Genomic DNA, 16,337 nt, shown 5'->3' on the forward strand with positions numbered 1-16,337 from the left:
CCGCACCCCACTCACCGGACCGCGGGCGCCGCCGGCGCGTGCCCTTTGCGCGCGCGTGCCCCGGTGCGGATCCCGCATGACCAGAGAAGGACACCAGGTGATCACTTCTGCCCTGCCCGCCTCCCGTGAGGGACGCCGGCCGACACGATCGAGCGACGACTCGATCACCGCCTGGGCACTCGCCGCCCGTCGCGGCGACGCCGACGCCGTCGAGCGCTTGGTCCGGGCCCTGCACCGCGACGTACAGCGCTACGTCGCCCACCTCTGCGCCGACCCGCAGGCCGTCGACGACCTGGCGCAGGACACGTTCCTGCGGGCGCTCGGCAGCCTGCATCGGTTCGAGGGTCGCTGCTCCGCCCGTTCCTGGCTGCTCTCCATAGCCCGCCGTGCGGTGGTGGACAGTTTTCGGCACGCGGCCACGCGGCCTCGGCTGTCCGACGTCCACGACTGGCTGCCGGCCGCCGAGCGTGCCCAGTCGCCGCACGCGCCGGGCTTCGACGACGGTGTGGCGCTGCTCGATCTGCTGACGGCGCTGCCCGCGGAACGGCGGGAGGCCTTTGTCCTCACCCAACTGCTGGGGCTGCCCTACGCGGAGGCGGCCGTCCGGAGCGGCTGCCCCGTCGGCACGGTCCGCTCCCGTGTGGCCCGCGCCCGCGCCACACTGCTGAACCTGCTCACCGAGGCCGACCCCGCAGCCGAGGTCTGAGGCACTGGACGGGAGTGCCTGCGGCGACCGGCGATGTGGTGGCCGCCGCAGGCCGAGCGTGTGACGGCGCTGCACGACGGTCCCCACGACCGTGGTGCTCGTCGAGAGAGGAACTGCCCGGCACGTCTCCGCGTGGCCTTGCGAAGGGCACTGATCGGCGAGGAGCGAGGCGGCAGCCCATGAGTCATACTCAGATGTGAACCTCGACCGTGGCCACGGATGGGAGCGTACGTTCGAAATCCGCGGCGCATCACCGCCCGGGGACGGAGGAAGGCGGGTGCCGCACGGGCCCGCGGGAGTGCGTGGGCCGTTTGTGCTCCCTCCCGGCCGGTGAAAAAGGTCCCCGCAGGAAACATTCGTCCATCCAGGCCCGGACGGGTGCCATAGCCACACCCGGCAAGGGAGCGAGGCAGCCCGTATCGGGGGTGTACCGGCGGCCGCAGGAGCCGTCACCCGGCCGGACCAGTCCCTTAGGGGGCCATCATGGCTGTGGGAGTTCCGCCGTTGGTCCGCCCCTCCCGGCTCAGGCGCCGAGGGGGCCTCCTGGGCGAATGCCTCGCAGAGTTCCTGGGGACGTTCGTCCTCATCGCCTTCGGGTGCGGGGTGGGAGCCGTGGCGGTCGCCGCACTGCCGGGATCGGGTCGCACGGCGGGACCCACCACCATCTTTCTCGGCGCTGGAGACTGGCTGCTGATCACATGGGGCTGGGCCATGGCCGTGACCTTCGGTGTCTATGTGGCCGGAGGGGTCAGCGGCGCGCACATCAATCCGGCGGTCACGCTGGCCTTCGCGGTGCGTCGCAGATTTCCCTGGGCCAAGGTGGTGCCGTACATGTTCGCGCAGCTGACCGGCGCGTTCGCCGGGGCCGCGCTGGTGTACGGCGTCTACCACGATGCGATCCACGCCTTCGACAGCGCCTCGACGGATCCGAAGACCAATGGGCACACCCTTGCCACCTTCTCGATCTTCGGGACGTTCCCCGCCTCGTACTTCCACGGTGGCGTCTGGGGGCCGCTGGTGGACCAGATCGTCGGGACCGCGTTCCTGGTCATGTTCATCGTGGCGGTAGTCGACCTGCGCAACACGGCGGTGAAGGCCAACCTCGGGCCTCTGGTGATCGGACTCGCGGTCGCCGCCGTCGGCATGTCGTACGGCGCGAACGCCGGTTATGCCGTCAACCCTGCGAGGGACTTCGGGCCACGCCTGTTCACCTGGCTGGCGGGATGGCAGGAACTCGCGCTCCCGGGCACACTGGCCGGCTCCTTCAGCGACTACTTCTGGATACCCATCGTCGGACCCCTCGTCGGAGGAGTGATCGGCGTCCTCGCCTACGACCTGTTCGTCGGCGATGTCCTGCACATCCGGTCGCAGTCGCCCGAGCCGCCCCCGGCGGGCCGGACCCGTGCGGCGTCGAGCACCGACGACGAGGAATGACGGAGCCGTTGCGGGCAGCGGGCGGGGTGTGCATGGCTCGCCGGTCGCCGCCGTCCCGCACGGAGCCGTGGGCTGCGGATGCACACGAGAAGCCTCTTCAGGGCCCTCGCGCGGGCCGTGGCCCGGTGCGGTCGTCTGAGTAACGGCGCCCAGGAAAGGGGGAACCTTCTGCCTCGAAGGGGAACCTTCTGCCTCGGAGGACGGAAATACTTCCCGGGTCTTTCCATGGGACGGGGCCAGGCGATGGGGGCGCCGGACGTGCGAAGCCAACGGCTGAAATCGTCACGGGTTGCATATTTCTGCGACCTGTACTCGTCCCTGCTGCACGCGGTAATCCATCGTGCGCCTTCACGCTCACCGAGGTAACGTCAGGTCGACCGCCGTGCCGACAACATGAATATAAAGCCCCAAGTACCCCACACGGGCTTATTCATGATCGGCCGGATATCCCCTTCTTCGGTAAATCGCCGTTGCGCCGGACAAGCGTGTCGGGCAACACCCCCATGGGGCACCGCTGTTACTTTGCGCTTCCCGGGGAATTGCAACCCACAAAGGACCGAAAGCGCGCCGGCCGGCGAAAAGATGTGCCTCAGCCGAGTACCGGCCCATCCCGGTCGAGAGGATACGGACCATGCACGATTTTTCTCGCCGCGGCCTGTTCAAGGCGACGGCGGCCGCCGGTGCAGGGGCGGTCGTCGTTCCGGGTGTCACAGCCGTGGAAGCCCCGGTCGCGAGTGCCGCGAGCACGGAGGCCAAAAGCGGGAAATGCCCGCCGGCGCAGTTGACCGGTCGTATCGTCCGCCCCGAAAGTCCGGACTACACGGCCGCGCGTCTCGGCTGGGACCAGCTCTTCTCCCACTATCCGCTTGTCATCGTCTTCGCCCAGAACACCCAGGACGTGGTCAACGCCCTGACCTGGGCGCGACAGCACGACGTCGCGCTGCGGGTGCGGAGCGGCCGCCACAGCCTCGAAGGCTGGTCGAACGTGGACAACGGCCTCGTGATCGACATCAGCGAGCTGAAGTCGGTCCACATCGACACCGGCTCGCGTATCGCGAGAGTCGGCGCCGGGCTGAACCAACTGGAAGCGGTGACCGCACTCGCGCAGAAGAACCTCGCGGTGACCACCGGAACCGAGGGCAGCGTGGGCCTGGCCGGTGCGACGCTCGGCGGCGGCTTCGGGTTCCTCACCCGCTGGCTCGGCATGGCCTGCGACAGCCTTGTGGGTGCCGAGATCGTCGTCCCGTCGGGCGACGAGTGCGCCGAGGTGATCGAGGTGGATCTGAGGAACCACTCGGACCTGCTCTGGGCTCTCCGCGGAGCCGGAAACGGCAACTTCGGAATCATCACCTCGCTCACCTACAAAGTGACCCCGCTGAACAGCGTTGCTTATGTGCAGGCGACGTGGAACGGCATCGCCGGCCTGCCCGGGATCTTCGACGCATGGCAGCGTACGGCGCCGGTCGCGGACAACCGGCTCGGAACCCAGCTCGAGATCCACCGGAACCAGATCCTGTTGTTCGCCGTTCTCGCAGAAGGAACACCGGCGCAGGCGCGGCAGATGCTGGCCCCGGTCCTGTCGATCGGCAGCCCCGATGTCACCGAACAGAACGGTAACTGGGGTGACATCTACGCGGGATTCCAGGTCCCGATCCAGAGCGAGCCCGCGAACTGGAAGTTCTTCTCGCAGTTCACGAGAAAGCCGTTCCCGAGCGCGGCGATCGAAGTCATCGCCTCGTACATGTCCGACGCCCCCACGGATGACAGCAATTTCTTCACCCAAGCCTTCGGCGGGGCGGTCCGAAGGAGCCCTCGCGGCGGCACCGCGTTCCCGCACCGCGACGCACTCTTCTACTCCGAGCCCGGCGCCGGCTGGGGGACTCGGGGAACACAACCGGGCGTGTGCGACCCGCTCACCCCACAGGCCCAGGCATGGATCGCCGAGTTCAGCCAGGCACTGCGTCCCTACGTGAACGGCGCCTACGTCAACGTGCCGAACATCGGCATGCAGGACTGGGAGACCGCCTACTGGGGATCCAACTTCGACCGGCTGCGCGAGATCAAGGCGCAGTACGACCCCTACAACGTGTTCCAGTACGAGCAGAGCATCCCGCCCGCGACACGGCGGAACGGCAGGTGACCAACGCCGTCCAGGAGGCACGTCCCCTCCCTGACGGGCATGCGGACCCGGCTGCGTCCCGTCCGGCGGAGGAGGACGCCTCCCGCAACCCGGTCGGCGGCGGCACCGTTGCCGGCTGAGCCACCGAAGCCCGGCCAGGAAGGCGGGTGCTCCGAGCGAGCACCCGCCTGCTCGGCGGTGCGCCCCGGCACGCAACCAGGTGCGGGTCGGGGTGCACCGCCGAAGCGGCGTCGACCGCGGCCCGGCCCGGTGACGTCGGCTCCGGCGACCCGGTCACGGTGATCGACTTCCACCTCTGTCCGCCGGGCGGCGGTGAAGGGACGGGTTCGCCTTTCGCGGTCTTCCGCCGGAGTTCCCGGCCGGCACCGCCGTCAACCCAGTAGAGCCGCGACCACCACCAACACCGGCACCGAAAGCACCGTGGACAGCAGAATCGAGTCCCTGGCGAGCACCTCGCCCACCCGGTAAGTGCCTGCGTAGGTGTACAGGTTCTGCGCGGCCGGCAGTGCCGAGGTCACCGTCACGTCGAGCAGTGGCGCTCCGCGCAACCCGAAGACCGTGGTGGCGAGGGCCCAGGCGACGACCGGCTGGCCGAACGCCTTCAAGGCCACGGCGAGGAACACGGGGTGGCGTTCCCGGCCGCGGCCGGGCAGGGCGCTGCCGCGCAGAGAGATGCCGAAGGCGAGCAGGACCGCCGGGACGGACATGTTGCCGATGAGGGTGATGGGGTCCATGACCGGGCCGGGGACGTGGACGCCGGTCGCCGAGACCAGGACACCGCTCAGCGAGCCCAGCGCGATCGGATTGCGCAGCGGAGCCAGCAGGCGCCGCCACCACGGGCCCTTCTCGCCCCTGCCGGAGAGGTCGAGGACGGTCAGGGCGATGGGGGTCACCATGACGACCTGGAAGAGCAGCACCGGGGCCACCAGGGACGCGTCGCCCAGGACGTACACGGCGATGGGGATGCCGAGGTTGCCGGAGTTCACGTAGCTGGAGCACAGGGCGCCGATGGTGGTGTCGCCCACACCCCAGCGGCGTACGGCACCGACCGCGACGAAGGCGCCCGCCGCCGCGGCCGTGCTCATCGCCGTCACCAGCAGTCGGCTGGAGAAGATCACCGACAGGTCGGCACGGGCGAGCGTGGCGAACAGCAGGGCGGGGGACGCCACATGGAAAGCCAGCTTGGTCAGCACCTCCCGGCCGTGCTCGCCGAGATGGCCGCCGCGGCCGAGTAGATAACCGACGGCGATGACGGCCGCGATGACCGCGAATCCGCTCAACACCCCCTGCACGGCCACTCCTTGGCGGGCCGGGGGGCGTCGGGTATCCGGAACGGTGCCGATCCGGCGGATCCATGGTGCATGCAGCCAACCCTCGGGGGAGGGCTGGGCCGGGTCAATGTGATGTTCGCTGCTCCGGCCGACGGACTCCGCCGGTGTGCTCCCTGGCCACGCACGGGGTGCGCGTCGGTGTGCTTCCTCGTCACGCACGGGTGCACACAGATGGGACCCCTCGTCATGCACGCGCGATCGTTCTTCGCGCTGCCGGGGTGCCGAGGGGATGGGCCGGGAGTGACGCCCGCCACGGCGAGCCCGGTCCGGCAGAACTTGTTTTTCTTTCAACTTCATTGTTGAATTCGAAACGACCTGGCCTCGGCCGATCGACGCCCGAAGACGCCCATACCGGCCGAAGTCCCAGGTCGACTGCACAACTCCGCTCTTCACAACCTCTTTGGGAGTACCGACATGAGTGAAGCCGCCCGCGTCGCGGTCATCTACTACTCGGCCACCGGATCCGTGCGGAAGCTCGCCGAGGCGGTCGCCGAAGGGGCGGCCAAGGACGGTGCCGAGGTCCGCCTGCGCAAGGTCGCCGAGCTGGCGCCGGAAGCAGCCATCAACAGCAACCCGACCTGGGCCGAGAACCACCGTGACTCGGAGCACATCGCCGAGGCCACGCTCGACGACCTGGAGTGGGCGGACGCGGTGGTCTTCGGCTCGCCGACCCGCTTCGGCCTGCCGGCCGCGCAGCTGAAGCAGTTCCTCGACCTCACCGGCCCGCTCTGGGCCCAGGGCAAGCTGGCGAACAAGGTGTACTCGTCGTTCGCTTCGGCCGCCAACGTGCACGGTGGTCAGGAGAGCACCATCCTGGCGCTGAACAACACCTTCTACCACTGGGGCGGCATCATCGTCTCGACCGGCTACACCGACCCGCTGGTGTTCCAGGCCGGCGGCAACCCCTACGGCCCCTCGCACGCCTCCAACAACGGCGCCGACCTGCCCGACGAGAGCCGTCTCGAAGCGGCGCGGTACCTGGGTCGACGGGTCAACCACATCGCTTCGGCCCTTCGGCCGGGCGGCTCGCTCTGATCCGTGCACCGCTTCCCCGCGGTCCACGCGGGGACGGGGAAACCCCATCGTGAAGAGGGTCCGGAGACCTCCGGGCCCTCTTCCGTGCGCTCAGGGCGCCATGGCCACCCAGTCGGCGCCGGGCGCGGACTCGCCACCGTCCGCGTACCCGGCGGTCACCCGGTAGAAGTGAGTGGTGCCCTTGGCGGCGCCGGTGTCCTCGTAGGAAGTCCCTGTCGTGGCCGCCAGCTTCTCGTACGCCTTGGCGTCCGGGTTCCAGCGATAGACCTGGTAGCCGATGGCGTCGGTCACCGGATGCCAGGACAGTTCGACGCCCGCCTCTTTCGACGTGGCCGTCAGCTCGACCGGCGAGGCCTCCGGCGTCGACACGCTCGGTGTCATGTCGAGCTCGGTCGCGGTCACGACCCGGGCCTCGCCTGTCCATTCGAAGGAAGAGTTCCCGGCGTCGTCGACGGCATCGACGATGAAGCAGCGCTCCTCGCCGTCCGGAAGGGTGGTGTACGCGTACGAGGTGGTGTCGGCCCCCAGGTAATAGCCGGGGTGGAGGGAGCACCACTGCCCCTCCTCGTCGCCCTGCAACTCGCCCGGCCGGACCACGTACCGTGCCAGGTCCGCGGTCGGGTTGGCGTCCCAGTGCACCTCGAAGCCGTACTCGGTCGGGGTGACGGTCACCCCGGTGACGGCGGACGGCGGAGTGAGGTCCCAGAGCGTGCCGCTGACGGCGACGGACCGCGCGGACTCGTTGCCCGCGGAGTCGAGAGCCGTCACCCGGTAGTAGTAGGTGGTGCCCTCGGCGGCCGAGGCGTCAAGGTACGAGACCTGGGCGGTAGTGCCGACGCGGGTGTACGTCCCGTCCGCGCCGGTGGCCCGGTACACCCGGTACGACGCCGCTCCTTCGGCCGCGCTCCACCGGACCCGCAGCGCCTCCGGTTCCCGGGTGACGCTCGGGCCGGCCGGCACGGGCGGCGGGGTCCGGTCGACGGTGGTGACCGCCTGATCGGCGGTGCCGGCCGACTCGTTGCCCGCCTTGTCGTAGGCGCGGATCTCGTAGTAGTAGGCCGCGCCGGTCACCGGCAGGGTCGTGTCCGTGTACGACGTGGCGGTGGTGGTCGCGAGCCTCGTCCAGCCGGTGCTGCTCTTGGGACGCCGGTAGACCCGGTAGCCCGCCAGGTCCATCTCCTTGTTCTTGGACCAGGTGAGCCTGGCCTTCACCGTCGCCCTGTCGTACGACACGGATGTTCCGGCCGGAGCGAGCGGCCTGACCTTGTCGACGGTCGCGGAAGTGCGGGGTGCGTAGGCGAACTTGACGTTCGCGCTCCGGGTCCAGTTGACGTAGTCGACGCGGAGGGTGTGCTTGCCGGAGGGGACCGTCAGGTTGACGGTCCTGGAGACCGTCGACGAGACGTTCTTCCACAGGTCGATCTTGCGGCTGCCGTCGAGGTAGACACGGATGCCGTCCTGGGCCGACGCGGTGAGGGCGAAGGGGCCGCCGGAGCCGAAGTCGCGCGTCACCGTCCAGCGGACGGAGAAGTTGTCGACCGGCAGGGCCGAAGTGGGGCGGCCTGTGCCCCAGTTCTCGCTGATCGTGGAGTCGCAGTCAGTCTTCTTCGGTGTGCCCGAGAAAGTGGTGTTCGCGAAGAACTGCCGCTTGTAGACGGGGGAAGCACAGCTGACGGCTGCTGAGGCGGGCGTGGCGAGGGCGGTGAGCAGGCCACCCGCGGTGGTGAGCACGACGGCGGTGGCGGCCGCGGAGGCCACGCGTCGTCCGGCTGGGTTCATTCGGTCCTCTGATCGGTTCAGAACGCGGAAAGGAACGTTCGTGATCACGACACATGGGGCCGGGCGGAGGTTGTACCTTCACTGTCCGTCGACCCGGACTTTGCTCAGGGCCTCCGCGGTCCCTTCGCTCCCGGGCGAAACGCCGAACCGACCCGGCATCCGGTGCTCCTGCCGGGACGCGCGTCCCGTCCGTGGCGGGTCCGTACACGGTTACGAGGAAGTGATCTCCGGTACACCTGATGGGCCCGAGAAGTCGCGGCCGGGTGCTCCACATCCGGCCCGGCGGGCGGCAGCACCATGGATGACGCCCCGCCTCGCCCGAGGCGGGGCGTCCCGCTTTCCCCGGATCCCACCCGGTCGCTCTGTCAGGACCTGATCCTCACGGCTGGGATCGCCCGTCGGTCGAGAGCCTCTGCCCTTGCTGCAGAAGCTCTGTCCAGCCGGGCGACCACGGAAGCGGTCCACCCTCGACGACTGCGACCCGTGGCGCAGCCGGTCCTGGGGTCACGTTCACAGCGCCTCCGGGTCCACCGGCTGAACCTCGGCCTCCGAGTCCATCGCGCGCCTGCTCTGCCGGATGGTCTCCTGGACGTGACGCTCGATCTCCTCCGGATTCAGGCCGAGTGCCTTGCCCGTGTGCACCGCCCAGATTTCGGCGCGAAGATTGGTCTCGAAATCCAGATCGGCCCGCAGGTTCTCTCGTGCGGCTTGCCGATTCTGGCTCACCATCACGAACGTGGACAGGAAGATCGCCTCCAGACTCACGATCGTGGTGAGCAGCCCGAACGGGTAAGGGTCGAAAACCGCTGAACGGCCCAACAGCCCGAGGTTGAGAGCGATCCACACCGCGAACCAGACGGCGTGGACATAGACGAACCCCATCGTGCCCGCGAGGGCGGTGATCGCGTCCGCGAACCGGTCCTGCGACGTGCGCATCCTGGCGAACACCAGCTGTTCGTGGCGCAAGCGGGGATCGCGGCGGCGATGAGTACCGCCGGGAGCGGAGCTCTCTCGGACGGCGTGCTCTCCGGAGTGTGCGGTCATCGTGTCAGCCGTTGTCAGCCTTCCCGTATCGAACCGGTTGCTTCGCAGGGAAGACAGGGCACGGCCTGAATCTGTGACACCTCCCTGCGCCTTCTGCCTCGTACGGGACCGAAGGACGCCGATCAGCCGGTGACGCGGTGACCCAGTGATCGCGGCCGGAGCCGGAGCCGTCGTGGTCCTGCTCCTGCCGCGCACCGGGCGCGGAAGCCGCACCAGCATGGGCGGAGCGGCGGCCGCGCACCTCAACCCGGAACATCACCCCGACCGGGTTCCCGGCCGCGCTCGAGGAACCGTCAACCACCGCTGACCAGGAGGGCGGCCCGTACAGAGCTGATGGCCCTGACCCGGGTCGGGGGCAGGGCCACGTGCTGTGGCGGCAGCCGGTGGGCGTCGGGTCAACCGATGGGGCTCATCCGCCCGTCGGCGACAGTGCCGGTGATGGCGTGGCCGGCTGTGCGCAGTCCGGACGACCGATTGTCGTTGTCGTGGCGGGAGCAGAGGCAGACGGTGGCGGTGGAAGCCCGGTAGGCGTTGCCGCCGGCGAAGGTGGCGGTGCAGCAGGTGCGCTTGTCCTGCCTGCCGGTGTCGTGTTCGTCCTGTCCCTCGGGCACCGTGCAGGTTGCTTGGCCACGGGACGCGGGTGCCGTCCGGAGCCACCGCCACCTGTTGCGGGTCGTCGCCGACGGGGACGGTGGCGGTCACGGTGTTGGTGGCTGTGTTGATCACCGACACGTTGTCGCTGTTGTTGTTGGCGACGTAGGCGTAGGTCCCCGGTGGTACCGCCGCCCGGCCGGCCGGGAGGGCAACCACAGCCGAGGCCGCCATCGCCACGGACAACAGCAGCCTCGGCACGTACCGGCCGAGCCGCCCAACAGACGACATCCCCCCAGGGCGACCACCGACTGGCGCGCCTCCCTGCGTTCCGTCCCCCGCACACGACGCTGCTTCTGTGTCGGGGTGGCGGGATTTGAACCCACGACCTCTTCGTCCCGAATAATGTTGGGAAAGATCGCTGGCCAGCACCACTTGACTCCTGTGCAGGTCAGGGCGTTGGTACGAGTTGGTTTCTGTGGGTGGCCATCCGCGCGGCTTTCTTGATCCACTCCCCGTTCACTCCCCAGGGCCGACGCGTTGCCTGACCTTCTTTCCAGGCCGTGTCCGGGCGGCCTGAGAGCCGGTCACACCGGACGTGGGAAACCGGGGTCGGCCATGGGTGTGCGCTGCTGTTGGCGTACGGGTTGGCTGGCGTACGCCCGCGGTTCTCTCTCGGCTGGTCACGACAAGCCTCAGGTATGGCAGGCGTAGGGACGTAGGGCAGGGCCGTAGCCGTCAAATCGGCCAGGGGGTAGGCCCGCCGCCCCCGCCAACCTGGGGGCGGCGGGCCTTCTGTGGCGACGTGTCCCGTCGTAGTCCATGCCGACTGAACGGGCGGACACCAGGCCCTTCACGGATTCAGACCTCCCACACGGCTGGTCCGCCTCCACGCCACTCGATCAGCTCACCGACGTACTCAATCGGGTCCTCGGCCGCCAGGTCCACCTCGGTCAGGCCCTGGATGCCCGCGTGGCATAGGAACGCGCTGAGATCGTGCAGGCTGTAGGCCGTGCCGAGGATGCATCCGTCCACACGCACCCTTCGCCCGCCCGTCTTGGTCGGCGGGTAGACGATCACGCGACGCCTGGCCATATGCCCAGCCTCACCCGAGGACGCCGGACGCGCACTCCCGGCCCCGGCCACCCGCATGGCTGCTCCGGTTTGAGCTCCCGACACCGACCGGTCAGGATCGAATCGACTCCACGCGGCCTGGTGGTCCTTCCAGGTCAGGCAGGCTGGAAGTCGAGGCAGAGCGCGCCCCCACTCCTTTGGACGCAGGGAGTGGGAGGCGCGCTCGCGCGTTCGAGGTGCATCCGCGGCGCGGCAGCGTCACGCTTGAAATAGCGGAAGGCGCCCCGGGCGGCTGACCTCCCAGGCCGGCTCACCGGTCTGGGGTGCCCCCGTAGCGGGCTCACTGGCCCGCGCCGACAAGTACGCGTTGCGCCGAGCGTAGCCGCCCGTAGGTTGCCGGTGTCCATGCTGTCCTCACCGGTCGGCTACGCCCTCGATGCCCGCGCAACGCATCGCGCCCCCCGCACGAGCCACGCGGTGTGGGGGGCGTTTTAGCAGGCCGAGGGCGGCCGAGGTCGAGTCGGGACCGCCCTGCGCGGCTCATTTGCCCGCACCAACTCTCGGTGTGACCATGTGCTTGCTCGGTCCAAAGGGGGACAGAATATTCGTGAAATGCCGACCCCCCTTCCGCGGAGGCAACGTGGAGTCCCACGCGAATGAGCTCCCTGGCGCGGTCCCGGAGCCGGAAAACCATGCTGTTGATCAGATCAATGAGCTTCGGAGCAAGGTCGCTCAGCTTGAGAACGCCGTGGATTCGCACGCCGTGATCGACCAGGCGATCGGCATCATCGTCGCCGTCGGACGCCTGACCCCAGGTCAGGCCTGGGATCTGCTCCGTGAGGCGTCCATGTCCACCAACATCAAACTGCGGCACGTAGCCGAGCTGGTCGTCACATGGGGTGTGACCGGCAAGCTTGCCGCAGACATCCGTGAGGAGCTGGCGACTAGGCTGAATGGCTCTACTTGACCTGCGCCCAGATTGGCACCGTGAGCCCTTCGCACAGAGCCGTGCGGAGGCTCACGTCATTCCAGAATCCCCAGCTCGGTGTCCGGTCGGCAGTGTGTGCACGCCGGCACCTGCCGCCGTAGCGCGTCGATCGCCTGAGCTCGCGAGACGCCGACGCGCCTGCTGCTCTTCCGAATGGTCCAGCAGTCGCCGGTGTGCACGGCGACCAGGTTCGTCTTCCGCAGGCCGCGGTCGACTGCCCACTCAGGTGGAGCCGGCCGCATCTCGTCGGCTTTGCTGCTGGCGCGCCTCGCGCTCCTCTTCCTGGGCGATCCAGGCGTCGATTTGCGCGACAGCGGCTGTGGGCTGTCGGCCGATGACACGGCGACTGGCCGCCCCACGTGAGCCCTGCTACACCGGAGAGAAGGGAGGTGTGCATGCCTCGTGATCTCGTCAGGGGGTTGAGCGCGCTCCTTGCGGCAGTGGCCGCCCCGCTCGCCGTGTGCGTGCTTCTGCTGCCGGTGCGAGGCACCCTGTCCCACACCAACGTGGCCCTGATCCTTATGTTGGTCGTGGCGACGGTGGCTGCCCTCAGCTATCGCTGGGTCGCGGTCCTGTCGGCCCTGTCTGCCGCCGTGTGGTTCGTCTTCTTCTTCACCGCGCCGTACGGGAGCTTCATCCGCTTCGACAGGGCGGACGAGAGCGTCACCGCAGGACTGCTGCTTGTCGTCGGCCTTGCGGTCTCTCAGCTGGCTCGCCGCTACAGCCGCGAGCGCGCCATCGCCACCACGCTGCAACGCAGCCTGCTGCCGCGGGTGCTGCCGGAGACCAGCGCCGTCCGGCCAGCGTTTCGGTACGTGCCCGCCGAGGCCGAGGTCGGTGGGGACTGGTTCGACGTGATCCCTCTTCCAGGCTTTCGCACCGCGCTGGTGGTCGGGGACGTGGTCGGCCACGGCCTGCACTCTGCGGTCACCATGGGTCGGCTGCGCACCGCGGTCCGCAATTTCTCCTCCATTGACCTGCCGCCCGACGAGTTGCTGGCCCGCCTTGATGAGGTGGTCAATCAGATGGATGCGGAGGCGGGCGCCGGGCAGGATATGAACGTCGTGGCTACGTGCCTGTATGCGATCTACGACCCGGTCTCCTGTAGCTGCATGATGGCACGGGCCGGTCACTTTCCGCCCGCCGTCGTCCATCCGGACGGCCGTGTGGAGATTGTCGACCTACCCGAAGGACCCCCGCTCGGTCTGGGCGGCCTGCGCTTTCAGTGCGCCGAGCGGGAGCTGCCGGAGGACACGCAACTCGTGCTCTACACCGACGGGCTCATCCACAACCGGTACCGCGACATAGGGACCGGCCTGAAGCTGCTGTGCGACACGCTCTCCAGCGTGGGGCTCGACCCGGAAAAGGCGTGCGACATGATCCTGAAGGCGGTGCTACCCACCCGTTCAGTCGATGACGCCGCTCTCCTGATCGCCCGCACCCGCGCTTTTCCACGTGACCGTATCGCAGAATGGGACATTCCGGCCATTCCCGCCGCGGTGCCCGCCCTGCGCGCCGATGTGGTCGCGAAGCTGGCCGATTGGAACCTGGAGGAGACGGCATTCACTGCCGAACTCATCCTCAGCGAGCTGGTCACCAACGCCATTCGCTACGCGGCACCCCCTGTCCACCTGCGCCTTCTGCGCGACACCAGCCTGGTGATCGAGGTCAGTGACCGCAGTAGCACCTCCCCGCACCTGCGCTACGCAGAGGCCATGGACGAAGGCGGTCGCGGCATCTTTCTCGTCGCCCAGCTCGCCGAGCGGTGGGGAACCCGCTTCACCTCCACCGGGAAGATCGTCTGGGCCGAGCATCCAGCCCCATCAGTTCCCGTCGTCCCCCACCTGGCATCGGCTGCGTGACCGGGCCGGACCACCCGAAGCCCTCCACAGGGCCTGCCGCCCGGGGTGCTCCCGCCACCTTGCCCACCGCTCGCCCCAGCTCCCATCCCGTACGACCCACACACCGTGGAGCAGGCTTGGTTCCTGGCGTCCAGGTGGATGCCACTGTACGAACGACGTGGACGCCAGGGGCCGCGTGTGCTCGGCTCCGGCTGGGTCGGTGGCGTGCGGGATGGGGAGCCCCTAGCATCCGTCACGACAGGCCCGCGGTCGGCGACGGCGCCCCTTTCCATCCCGGTGCCGGCCAATCCCCCCTCCGGAGGCACTGTTCTGACCGCCGCGTATGCGGTGATCGACTCATGCCCATCGGCCCTATCCGCGTGTGCGCGCGTCGGCGCAGCGCGGGCGGAGCGGGCCGAAGGCAGGAGAGTCGCCCCCAGCGGAGCCGGGAGCACGCCCGGCGAAGCGGAGCGCAGCCTGGGCTTGAAGAAACTGAGCTGGACGACGACGCGGCGCGCGAAGTGGAGAAGATCGAGTCTCGACGGCACGGGGTCGTTCACATGTTCGATATTACGGCGTAGGCTTTCCCCTGCCACTTCGGGGCAACGGAAGGAGACGTCATGGACGTGGACGAACTGCTGCAGCACCACGGCGTCGACACCGCCCGACTCGAACCCGCGCCGCCTTCCCCCTCATGGAGGGAGATGCGGGATCACCTTGCACTCCCGGCCGGATGCGCAGTCTGCGGCGATACCTGCCTGAGCGCCTGGGTGGTCGACATGGGGAGCGGGCCCCGGTGGGTCGGTCTCTGGCGCGCCCGGCATCCTGTCCGAACTGGCCGCGCCGACCGTGCTCGGCAAGACAGGTGCCGTTCATGGATGACGCCGGCCGCTACCGCCTCACCCTGGTTCTGGACGACCGCCGAGTGATGGACGGCTGGTGGGGGCGCGAGGTCACGGGCCGCAAGAAGTTCTCCGCCGTAGTCGGCGACTACGGGCGCGACGGGGCGCGTATCACCCTCGTGGACACCGAGACAGACGAGGAGCTGGCCGCCTGGCCGAAGCCCGCAGTCAGCTCCACGCCGTAGATCAAGCCGAGGCCAGCTCCGGATGCCGGGCCTGCCTCTTCACATCTGCCTCAACGTCGTTGCGGGCCTGGCCCTCATTCTTGGCGTACTCGGTGATCGCCGCCTGGACGGCGGCCGCGCGATCACGCCAGGCGTGCCAAGCCTCCTCGTACGCCTCGGTCTGCTGCTCGGTCCATGGCTTCACGCTCGGGGGCCCGTACTCGTCACGGAGCTGCGCGACCTGCGCTTGTGCCTGATCGGCGACGCGTTCCATCTCCACAAGATCGTCAAAGGTGTGTGCCACGCATGGACCCTACGTCCGGGGTATGACAACGCCCCGCCTCGCAGGAGACGGGGCAGGGCAGGTATGCCAGCTGGCCTTACCGCGCATTCGACGGAGGTACGGAGCGCCGATTGGATCCCCAGTCGCAGCCCTGCATCACCGCCGTAGTGACCTTGCCCTTGAAGCCTGCTGCCGGCGTCAGCCGGTCCTTACACCAGCGATAGACGTCGTCCGCCATGCCGGATCCGGGGCCCTCCCCACGCCTGGCGAGAGCGGCAGCAAAGTCGTAGCCGCGCTCGTATTGGGCGTACGCAATCGAGCCGGGCTCGTACGGGTTCCCATAGATGATCGGGGGCGACGGTTCGGAGGCACCGCCTCGACTGATGAACGGGGCGATCAGCAGCGCAATGGGCAGGCCGACCAAGGCCGAGGCGATCAGCAGGCCCATCTTCGGGGACGTCCTTTTACCGACCACGTACGACAGCAGCGCCAGCAGAATGACTACAACGACCGCCGGGAACAGGATGATCACTGCACCACCTGCCACAGGTCAGGCCCCCCTTCGCGGCTCGGCGGCCTCAGGCTACGTGTCGCGATCGAGACACGGAGGCGCGGGGTGTGTGGCGCTCAGTGCCTGATTGGAATCTCTGATCGTATGCCTCTGCGGCCGTGATGCTGGAGGTCATGAGCTCTGGCGGGGCGTGCGGCGGTACTGCTCGGAGTGTGGGGCGCCGCTGCCGACGACGAAGTCGGCGGCAGCGGTGTTCTGCTCGGGTAGGTGCAGGTCAAGGCGGTGGTGAGCCCTGCAGCACACTCGGCGGCGGGTAGCGGCGATGCAGCGCGGGCAGAAGGACGGACCTGGTCTCCGAGGTCGATCGCCTGGAAGAGCTCGGCGCTGAGAGGCTCTCTGAAGAACTCAGCGAACACGGCTTTCGCTGGTTCGTCGTTGCCGACCCTGAGGGCAACGAGTTCTGCGTATTCAATCCCCCGTACAGCACCGCCGCTCTGCAGTAGTTACTAGGCCG

General features: G+C 68.7%; 16 protein-coding genes and 1 pseudogene. 8 read left to right on the plus strand and 9 right to left on the minus strand.

Annotation, left to right across the window (positions count from 1 at the left end):
• Positions 1–97: 97 nt before the first annotated feature.
• The 3 genes from ADL25_RS43865 to ADL25_RS43875 all read left to right on the plus strand — a co-directional run bounded on the left by ADL25_RS43865 (position 98) and on the right by ADL25_RS43875 (position 4,280).
• Entirely contained in the window at positions 98–706 is a 609-nt protein-coding gene (locus tag ADL25_RS43865; RefSeq protein ID WP_059133561.1) for a sigma-70 family RNA polymerase sigma factor, read from the plus strand.
• Between the two features lie 483 nt (positions 707–1,189).
• The gene (locus tag ADL25_RS43870; RefSeq protein WP_059133562.1) at positions 1,190–2,140 is read left to right on the plus strand and encodes an MIP/aquaporin family protein; all 951 of its coding nucleotides are present in this window, start codon (positions 1,190–1,192) and stop codon (positions 2,138–2,140) included.
• Positions 2,141–2,771: 631 nt separating this feature from the next.
• Positions 2,772–4,280, plus strand: coding sequence for an FAD-binding oxidoreductase (locus tag ADL25_RS43875; RefSeq protein WP_059133563.1), 1,509 nt, complete (start codon positions 2,772–2,774; stop codon positions 4,278–4,280).
• 371 nt (positions 4,281–4,651) lie between these two features.
• On the opposite strand, the gene ADL25_RS43880 is transcribed toward ADL25_RS43875, so the two are convergent.
• Positions 4,652–5,572 carry an AEC family transporter gene (locus tag ADL25_RS43880; RefSeq protein WP_059133564.1) on the minus strand — a complete coding sequence of 307 codons (921 nt, stop codon included), beginning with the start codon at positions 5,570–5,572 and terminating at the stop codon, positions 4,652–4,654.
• A 453-nt stretch (positions 5,573–6,025) separates the two neighbouring features.
• On the opposite strand from ADL25_RS43880, the gene wrbA reads away from it, so the two are divergent.
• Complete coding sequence (gene wrbA, locus ADL25_RS43885) at positions 6,026–6,646, plus strand: NAD(P)H:quinone oxidoreductase (RefSeq protein WP_059133565.1); 621 nt, start codon at positions 6,026–6,028, stop codon at positions 6,644–6,646.
• A 90-nt stretch (positions 6,647–6,736) separates the two neighbouring features.
• On the opposite strand, the gene ADL25_RS43890 is transcribed toward wrbA, so the two are convergent.
• The 5 genes and pseudogenes from ADL25_RS43890 to ADL25_RS43905 all read right to left on the minus strand — a co-directional run bounded on the left by ADL25_RS43890 (position 6,737) and on the right by ADL25_RS43905 (position 11,155).
• Positions 6,737–8,425, minus strand: a complete 1,689-nt coding sequence (locus ADL25_RS43890; protein ID WP_059133566.1) for a fibronectin type III domain-containing protein — start codon at positions 8,423–8,425, stop codon at positions 6,737–6,739.
• A gap of 510 nt (positions 8,426–8,935) precedes the next feature.
• Positions 8,936–9,391 (minus strand): DUF1003 domain-containing protein, encoded by a 456-nt coding sequence (locus ADL25_RS43895; RefSeq protein WP_319113395.1) that lies wholly within the window; start codon positions 9,389–9,391, stop codon positions 8,936–8,938.
• Positions 9,392–9,864: 473 nt separating this feature from the next.
• Complete coding sequence (locus ADL25_RS51405; RefSeq protein ID WP_059133567.1) at positions 9,865–10,080, minus strand: hypothetical protein; 216 nt, start codon at positions 10,078–10,080, stop codon at positions 9,865–9,867.
• 55 nt (positions 10,081–10,135) lie between these two features.
• Positions 10,136–10,351, minus strand: a pseudogene (locus ADL25_RS51410) (hypothetical protein); the annotation flags it as partial.
• 570 nt (positions 10,352–10,921) lie between these two features.
• Complete coding sequence (locus ADL25_RS43905) at positions 10,922–11,155, minus strand: hypothetical protein (protein WP_059133568.1); 234 nt, start codon at positions 11,153–11,155, stop codon at positions 10,922–10,924.
• Positions 11,156–11,774: 619 nt separating this feature from the next.
• Here ADL25_RS43905 and ADL25_RS43910 point away from each other — a divergent pair.
• Complete coding sequence (locus tag ADL25_RS43910; protein ID WP_059133569.1) at positions 11,775–12,101, plus strand: ANTAR domain-containing protein; 327 nt, start codon at positions 11,775–11,777, stop codon at positions 12,099–12,101.
• Between the two features lie 56 nt (positions 12,102–12,157).
• Here the strand turns inward: ADL25_RS43910 and ADL25_RS51415 are convergent, their stop codons facing one another.
• The gene (locus tag ADL25_RS51415; protein ID WP_234381302.1) at positions 12,158–12,364 is read right to left on the minus strand and encodes a DUF6233 domain-containing protein; all 207 of its coding nucleotides are present in this window, start codon (positions 12,362–12,364) and stop codon (positions 12,158–12,160) included.
• Between the two features lie 153 nt (positions 12,365–12,517).
• Between ADL25_RS51415 and ADL25_RS43920 the strand changes: the two genes are divergently transcribed.
• Both ADL25_RS43920 and ADL25_RS43925 read left to right on the plus strand, forming a co-directional pair.
• Positions 12,518–13,984 (plus strand): ATP-binding SpoIIE family protein phosphatase, encoded by a 1,467-nt coding sequence (locus ADL25_RS43920; RefSeq protein WP_079051021.1) that lies wholly within the window; start codon positions 12,518–12,520, stop codon positions 13,982–13,984.
• An 853-nt stretch (positions 13,985–14,837) separates the two neighbouring features.
• Entirely contained in the window at positions 14,838–15,050 is a 213-nt protein-coding gene (locus tag ADL25_RS43925) for a hypothetical protein (protein ID WP_059133572.1), read from the plus strand.
• Between the two features lies 1 nt (position 15,051).
• Here the strand turns inward: ADL25_RS43925 and ADL25_RS43930 are convergent, their stop codons facing one another.
• Complete coding sequence (locus tag ADL25_RS43930) at positions 15,052–15,333, minus strand: hypothetical protein (protein WP_059133573.1); 282 nt, start codon at positions 15,331–15,333, stop codon at positions 15,052–15,054.
• 76 nt (positions 15,334–15,409) lie between these two features.
• Positions 15,410–15,844 carry a hypothetical protein gene (locus ADL25_RS43935; RefSeq protein ID WP_059133574.1) on the minus strand — a complete coding sequence of 145 codons (435 nt, stop codon included), beginning with the start codon at positions 15,842–15,844 and terminating at the stop codon, positions 15,410–15,412.
• 326 nt (positions 15,845–16,170) lie between these two features.
• Between ADL25_RS43935 and ADL25_RS49555 the strand changes: the two genes are divergently transcribed.
• Positions 16,171–16,326 carry a VOC family protein gene (locus ADL25_RS49555; RefSeq protein WP_159045162.1) on the plus strand — a complete coding sequence of 52 codons (156 nt, stop codon included), beginning with the start codon at positions 16,171–16,173 and terminating at the stop codon, positions 16,324–16,326.
• The last annotated feature ends 11 nt before the right edge of the window (positions 16,327–16,337 follow it).

Origin of the sequence: Streptomyces sp. NRRL F-5122 (assembly GCF_001507435.1) — a bacterium.
GTDB classification, from domain to species: Bacteria; Actinomycetota; Actinomycetes; order Streptomycetales; family Streptomycetaceae; genus Streptomyces; species Streptomyces lannensis.